This window comes from Crocosphaera sp. Alani8 (genome assembly GCF_038442745.1).
Classification (GTDB): domain Bacteria; phylum Cyanobacteriota; class Cyanobacteriia; order Cyanobacteriales; family Microcystaceae; genus Crocosphaera.
On sequence record NZ_JARVCN010000397.1, the window covers coordinates 1 to 2705 of the forward strand.

Annotated in this window: 3 protein-coding genes and 1 pseudogene; 2 read left to right on the top strand and 2 right to left on the bottom strand. The window is 36.8% G+C overall.

The features are described from left to right. Positions 1-310 (top strand): annotated as a pseudogene (locus P9B04_RS19770) (hypothetical protein); the annotation flags it as partial. Between the two features lie 281 nt (positions 311-591). Further along, on the top strand, positions 592-786 hold the full coding sequence (locus tag P9B04_RS19775; RefSeq protein ID WP_342056689.1) for a hypothetical protein: 195 nt from the start codon (positions 592-594) through the stop codon (positions 784-786). Between the two features lie 484 nt (positions 787-1270). Here P9B04_RS19775 and P9B04_RS19780 read toward each other — a convergent pair whose 3' ends face one another. Together P9B04_RS19780 and P9B04_RS19785 are read right to left on the bottom strand one after the other, a co-directional pair. Beyond that, positions 1271-2230 (bottom strand): lysylphosphatidylglycerol synthase domain-containing protein, encoded by a 960-nt coding sequence (locus tag P9B04_RS19780; protein ID WP_342056690.1) that lies wholly within the window; start codon positions 2228-2230, stop codon positions 1271-1273. Between the two features lie 169 nt (positions 2231-2399). Next, on the bottom strand, positions 2400-2705 hold a 306-nt coding region (locus P9B04_RS19785), incomplete at its 5' end, for an AI-2E family transporter (RefSeq protein ID WP_342056691.1).

Here is a 2705-nt window from a genome sequence, read left to right on the forward strand (position 1 = left end):
AGCTTTTAAAAAAGATGATAAACTTGATACAAAAGCTTTAGAAAAAGAAATAAAATATTTAGTTAAACTTCAAGAAAATGACAGAATTAATTACCCTTTGATATCTGAGAAAAAACTGCCTCTTGGAAGTGGAGCCATTGAAAGTTTAATACGGCAAGCTGTCAACTTAAGACTGAAAGGTAATGGTAAGTTTTGGATAAGGCATAATGCAGAAGCTATATTACACGCACGTTGTCAGTGGTTAGCTGGTAGGTGGGCTGAATTGGTTGATTCAATTTTAACGGCTCGAATTTATCCAGCTATTGAGTAATTTTGATTCTTCTTATTTTCTATTTTACTAATTAAGAATCGTAAATTAATGACTTACCTTTAAAATAAATGTAGGTAAATTTTTGCTGTTTTAAAAAGTATTTTCTATCTCTCCAATGGACAGGATGGTAAAAAAACCTTTTTTCAAAGTCCGGGCTTGGCCATTCTCTGTGGTAACAGTGGTCAGGAAAGCTCCCCGCCCATCCGTGTCAAGCCCTTGTGTGGACTAGATTTGGTCGATGCGACATTTTTGCGTCGCTCCCACGGCACTTTACCCAACAGATGGTCAAAAAGCGAGGCTGGGTTGAAGACAATGAAATCAAAGCTTTTTTAGAAGCCGGATATAGTAAACAGCAGGTATTAGAAGTGATTTTAGGCATTGCTATTAAGGTTATGCACAACTACACTAACCACATTGCCCAAACCCCTCTCGACCGGCAATTTCAACCTCATGTTTGGTCAAAACCAATCCCGTGAGATCCTTCGAGAATCCCCAGGAGAATCCCCAGGATAAGGCGGTGATGCATCTGAGTCTAGTTATGAGTTAGCCAATTTTTAACAATAGGTTACTAAGCTCAAGACAATCAATTCTCAGACGTTAGCTCCCAGAAAGGTCTATGGAACGAATGCCGCTAAGTTATGGATGGAACCCTTGCTCTGTCAGCCTTTTAGGGATTAGGAATTGGGGGTTGGGTATGGGGGCTGAAAGTCTCCAAGGGAATAAGTCGGCTTCTCAGTTAAAAGAATACTATCCCAATCCCTAATCCCTGATCCCCAAACTCCAGTCTCCAGGCGATGTGGGCAGATAACTTAGCAGTATTCGTCTATGTAACCATTACAATTAAATTTAAGCTCAAAACTTCGGCGAAAGCAACGACAAAGATGGTTGAAACGTTTATGGTGGCTAAGTGTGACCCTCATTGTCGTTTTTGTTCTCTTAACTCCCTAATGTTAATCTTTATTATTGATTTAGTTTAATTCCTCGCTTTTTCTTGACAATCTGTTTTATTTCATATTGTCCAAATAATAAACCCGAGAAAAATAAAGGAATAAAATAATAAACTCCACGATAAATTAGTAAAAATCCCAACAATTCTTTAGAAGAAATAAACTGAGATAAACAAAGAAGAATGGCTGTCTCAAATATGCCAATCCCTCCCGGCACATTACTAGCTAATTCGGCAATACGGGCTAATATATATATGGCAAAAAAAGTAGAATAAGATAAAGAAATAGACGGACTTAAAATTAAGTAAAAAATCGTGGCTGCCAATGACCAATCTAAACTAGCTATAATTAACTGACTTAAAGCTAATCTAAAGTTCAGATGAGGTAACTCCCATTTACCAATCCTGAAGGGCTTTTGACGGACAATCGTTACTGCTAAATAAGCGATAATAATTAAGAGAAAGATTTCTCCTAATGGACGAACTGAGTTAAAAGGTAAATGTAATAAATCAGGGATCTCTAATGGTTGATTGAGAAAGATAATAGCTCCTGTTGTAAACATCCCTAAACAAAAAGTTAGATCGCAAAAGCCTGAAACCTGAGCAACATCGATGACGGACAGCCCCCAAGTCGAATAAAAACGATAACGAATCATCCCACTACTTAATACAGCGAAACCCAGATTATTACTAATCCCAGAGCAGATTAAGCCCACTAAAGCTGTTTTCGAGTAAGGAAGAGCCTGACGAACATAAATTATCCCCAGATAATCATATCCTGTCATAATCAGATAGTTGAGACTCATTAAAGCAATAGCTCCAAGAATATTAGACACAGGAAGGGCTGATAAACTCTGCTCAAAGTCTTGGAATCTATAATGGTGGAAATACTGATGAATTGACCAAAGAGATAGCCCAAACAGGACTAATGTGAACAAAGAAGGGAGGAAGCGAAAAAGGTTTTTTTTGTGCATAATCAATGATGAGTCAATACTTTGTTGGTTTAGCTCGAAACTCCTTCAGTTCCTAAATACTTAATCATTGAAGTCTTTAACAAATTAGTCTTGATATATGGAGAAATTCCATGACAATTATGTGAATAATCCCTATTTCTAAGGGAGACTAAACTATTTTTACAAAGTCTCATTTGCCATCTTCGGAAGCCTTGTCTGGCTCTTTCAATTCTGGTGTCTCACGTAAAATATCTATATTTGTTTTAAGAACACTGGCTAAAGGAACAGCAATCAATAATCCTAATACGCCAGCTACTTTCCCTCCAATAAATAATGCAATAATAATCCAAAATGGATTTAATCCAGTCATTCCTCCCATTAACTTTGGAGCCAGTATATTATCATTAATTTGTCCGACAACAATGGTTAAAATTAAAGCTCTTAACCCTAACTGAAAATTTTGGAACATTAAAAAGGCACTAATGATGATAATAGT